The following is a 4,381-nucleotide window of genomic DNA, read 5'->3' on the forward strand; positions in this document are numbered from 1 at the left end:
GGTGTTGGTGGTGCCGAGGTCGATGCCGACCGCGCGCGCCATGCTGACGACTCCTCTCGAAGAGTCTCTTGCCGAAGTCTCGGTGTCTCGGTGTGAGCCCGCTGCGCTCAAGTCTACCGGCCCTGATCGTCGGGGGCGACCCGGGGCTGAGCGGAGACCGCTCAACTTGCTCTCGAGCGGGCCAACGGGTGGACCCCCGGACTTGTTCCCGACGGACTCAACTCCCACGCGGCGAGCCGACTCACACCGGTGGGGCGGTCCCGGGGCGGGTCGCGAGCGGGACCAGGCCCTTCTCGGTGAAGGAGACCGGGCGCACGCCGAGCGGCACCCCGGTCTGCTGCGCCTCCATGATCTTCCCGCCGCCCAGGTAGAGCGCCACGTGGTGGATCGAGTCCGGGTCGGAGGAGTCGTAGGCCCAGAACAGCAGGTCGCCGGGCTGGGCCTGGGCCACGGGCAGGTGGGCGCCCGCGCCGTACTGGTCGCGGGCGACCCGCGGCAGCACCACCCCGGCGGACCCGAAGGCGCGCAGCATCAGCCCCGAGCAGTCGTAGCTCGACGGGCCGGTCGCCCCCCAGACGTAGGGCTTGCCGGTGGCGGCGACGGCGAAGTCGATCGCCGTCTTCGCGACGCCGGGCGGCAGTGCCGTGGCGATGCCCGGGGCCGGGCCCTCCGCGCAGGGCCGGATGGCGCTCGTCACCCCGGCCAGGTCGGTCACCAGGCTCGCGGCGAGCGGCTCCCACTTGGCGTAGGCCCCGGGGAACGCGGAGCGCTGCACGGTCTGCGCGGCCTGGGTGATCGACATGTCCTGCCAGCCGGGGACGGCGAGCAGCCGGGCGAGGAAGGTCTGCGTGGAGTGGACCGGGTCGCGGACCTCGTCCGGGCTGCCCCAGCCCTGGCTGGGGCGCTGCTGGAACAGGCCCAGCGAGTCGTGGTCGACCGCGACGTCCATGCCCGCCGTGCCCATGCCGGACTCCTGCATGGCGGTGGCGAGGGCGACGATCCACGCCCGGGGCGGCGCGGCCATCCCCTTGGCGACCCCCACGATCGTCGCCGCCGCCTGCCGCTGCACCGGGGCCAGGTCCGCGGCCGTCCGCGGGACCCCGACGGCGGGCCGGCTCCCGGCGTCGCACGTCCCGGCCGCCTGCGGGTCGCCGCCCCCGGTGAACTGGCCGACGACCAGCAGCCCGCCGAGCAGCACGACCACCAGGGCCAGCGCGAGCACGCCGACCGGGATGAGCAGACGGAGGAAGCGCAGCCGGACGGGCAGGCGCGGCAGGCGGGCCGATCCGCCGCGCGGCGGGTCGTCACGCCGGGGCGGCCGGACCAGGGTCGACATGGCGGAGCCTCACGACGCCCGGTCGTAGCCGGCGACCCGCCAGTCGCCCGCGCCGACCTGGACGACGAGCAGCTGCAGGGTGACCGCGTCGGTGGGGACGTCGACGCGCAGCGACTCGGGGTGCACCTCCACCGCCCGCGGGGGCCCGGTGACCCGCGACGAGGGCACGTTGGCGGGATCGACCGACGCGAGCACCGGCAGGTACTCGTCGGTCGTGTAGGGCCGGAGCCGGTCGCTCCACTGCGCCGCGGAGACGCCCGCCGGGTGGTCGGCCCACGCGCTGGCCCAGCGCTGCGCGACGCCGAGCGCCGCCTGCGGGGCGGCCGAGGGGGGCAGCGCCGTCGGGGTCAGCTCCGGGGGCGGCGCGGCGGGCACCGGCGGGACCGCGGTCACCGTCGGGACGTCGGGGACGGGCGCGAGCGCCCCCGCCGACCGGCCCGAACCGGCCGAGGCCCACGTGCCGACGTACGCCACGCCCGCGACGACCAGCGCCAGGACCGCCAGCACGACCACGAACCGCACCGGCGAGTGCAGCGGCCACTCCCACAGCCCCCGGTAGGCCCCGGAGCGCCCGCGCCTAGTCCGGATCGGCACGCGGGGCTCCCGGGGTCGGCGTCACGGGCCCGGACCTCCCGGACGGGCCGCGCTCGACGCGGCTCTCGAGGACCCGCCCCTCGACCACCGGGCCGCGGCCCTCCGCCGGGCGCGGCGAGGGGCGGTAGATGCGCTGCGAGGGCGCGCCGTCGACCTCCGCGATCCGGGGCGCCGCGCGGGGCAGTGCCGGGCGGGAGGCGTCGATCTCGCGGCGGGGCACGCCGCCGGTCTGGCCCGACCGTCCCGACGTGGGCCGCACGACCTCGGACTCGACGTGCACCGTGCGCGCCGGGCGGGCCCGGCCGGCGTCGTCGACGGACTCCTCGGGGCGCAGCGCCCCCTCGCCCCGGCGGCGGTCGACGCGCTCGCCCCACCAGTCGTCGCCGCGCGCGCCGTCGCCGCGCAGCCGCCCCATCGCCCGCCCGAGCGCGCCGGTGCCCGCGGCCGGGACGATCCCGCCGACCTGCTCGCGGGTGAGGCTGACCATCGAGGTCAGCCGGCGGAACGGCCGCGACACCGCCCAGAGGATCACCGTGACCACGCCGGTGACCAGCAGCGCGAGCCACGTGTCGACCCCCGAGCCCGGTCGGAAGAGCGAGATGACCAGCAGCGAGTGCAGCCCGGCGAGGGCACCGACGAGCAGCGTGTTCACCAGCGCCGCGCCGCCGATGCGCAGCATCGCCGGGAGTACCTCGGGCTTGAGCAGGGCCACGACGGCGAGGGCGGGCGCGACCATGACGAGCAGCCGGATCATCAGCATCGACACCAGCACGAGCACCTTGCTCATCAGCTGGAACAGCGCGATGCACAGCGCCTGGACCAGGGCCAGCGCCCCGGCACCGACCCGCGAGCCCGACCGGCCCTGGAAGTAGGAGTAGCGGTCCCCGACCTTGCCCGCGACGTCGGTGAACTGCTGCTTCTTCGCGTCGGCCTGTGCCTGCCCGTCCTGTCCGGTGGCCACCTCGACCTTGGAGAAGGTCTGGGCCTCGAGCAGGGGGCGCCCGAGGTCGCGGGCCTGCGGCACGTCGGCCGAGCCGAACTCGCCGCGCAGCCAGTTCGAGTAGACGATCTGGTCGGTCAGCACCGTCGGCAGCGTGTTCTGGTCACCGACGCCGACCTGGCGCAGGAAGCCCTGCTGCATCGCGGTGACGCCGTCGAGCAGCACGCCGTCCAGCGCCCGCGACCACTGGATCGGCGCCGCGTAGGCCGCCGCCGCGAGCCCGAGGGCGAGCACCGCGACGAGTCCGCGCCGCGCCTGCTGCGACAGGTCCCCGCGCATCGCGAGCAGCAGCATGATCGCCGCGAGCGCCGCCAGCGCGACCCCGACCCACGTCGTGAAGACGGCCTCGTACATGGCCCGCGTGCCGGTCTGGATGACCGAGTCGAGCGGCGTGAGCAGGCTCGAGCCACGGGCGATGAGGTAGTGCGCCCAGTTGACGCCGCCGACGATCAACTTGGCGACGTCGAAGACCTGGTTGCCCAGCCAGGTGTCGGTGGCCGCCGCGGGATCGCGGGCGCCGCCCGGGCCGCAGCCCAGGTCGTAGGTCCACCAGACCTGCCCGGCGTAGCCGACCTGGTCGTACACGCTGCCCGGCGTCCCGACGCCGATCGGTGCGGGATCGAGGGACCCGACCAGTCCCGTGCCGGGCCGGTCGGCGTCGGGCGGGGCCTTGCAGTCGAAGGCCTGCGCGGACGCCGTGCCGCCGACGAGGACCAGGCCCGCGACCAGCGAACCGACGACGAGGAGGGCCCGGGCGCGCCGGGACCGCGGCAGCCGGAGGCCCCGGTGACGAGCGAACGGCGCCGTCCTGGCGTGCGACGCCAGCAACGTGCCGTTGCTGCCACGGAGGGCCGACCACGGGAACCGAGCGAACGGCGCCGTCCTGGCGTCCGACGCCAGGAACGTGCCGTTGCCGGCATGGGGGCTGCGACGGGGACTGCGACCGAGGCGCGGGCCTCCCCGCCGCCACCCGATGACCAGCGCCGCGGCGAGGATGCCGACGACGACGATCACCCGTCGCCTCCGCCCCGTCCCGCCGGGCGGCCCACCGCCACGCCGTCCTGGTCGCTCTCCCCGGCCGGGTGCTCCGGGTCGCGGCGCGCGGCGGGCGCGGTCGGTCCGGGGTCCGGCGCCCCGTCGCCGCGCTGCCCGTCGTCCGGTTCGCGGGCCGCGGGCGCGGTCGCCCGCGGCGGCACGGGCAGGTGGGCACGGCGCGCGTCGGGGTTGGTGTCCAGCGCCTCCCGCAGGTGCGCCAGGTGCGGGCCCTCGAGATCGACGCGGATCTTCTCGACGCCCCCGTGGCCGTCGGAGAAGACGAACTGGCGCGGGGTGTCGTCCGGGCTGTCGTCGTGGTCGCCGAGCGAGCGGGAGGCGGTCGGGCGCGGCGAGAGCGTCCCGAGCATCTCCTCGTACCCGACGTCGGTGGGCACCCGCAGCAGCCGCAGCGCCTC

The 4,381-nt window shown here is 76.5% G+C and carries 3 protein-coding genes and 1 pseudogene; all 4 read right to left on the reverse strand.

What is annotated here, in order from left to right:
- Positions 1–241 precede the first annotated feature (241 nt).
- Complete coding sequence (locus tag AC0CYZ_RS06500) at positions 242–1,336, reverse strand: C40 family peptidase (protein ID WP_472213483.1); 1,095 nt, start codon at positions 1,334–1,336, stop codon at positions 242–244.
- 9 nt (positions 1,337–1,345) lie between these two features.
- Positions 1,346–1,930 (reverse strand): hypothetical protein, encoded by a 585-nt coding sequence (locus AC0CYZ_RS06505; protein ID WP_472213484.1) that lies wholly within the window; start codon positions 1,928–1,930, stop codon positions 1,346–1,348.
- Positions 1,914–3,944 (reverse strand): type III PLP-dependent enzyme domain-containing protein, encoded by a 2,031-nt coding sequence (locus tag AC0CYZ_RS06510; protein ID WP_472213486.1) that lies wholly within the window; start codon positions 3,942–3,944, stop codon positions 1,914–1,916. The genes AC0CYZ_RS06505 and AC0CYZ_RS06510 overlap by 17 nt, the downstream gene beginning before the upstream one ends.
- Positions 3,941–4,381: pseudogene (locus AC0CYZ_RS06515) on the reverse strand (ATP-binding protein); the annotation flags it as partial. The gene AC0CYZ_RS06510 and the pseudogene AC0CYZ_RS06515, both read right to left, overlap by 4 nt.

It is taken from the genome of Actinomycetospora sp. (assembly GCF_055612215.1).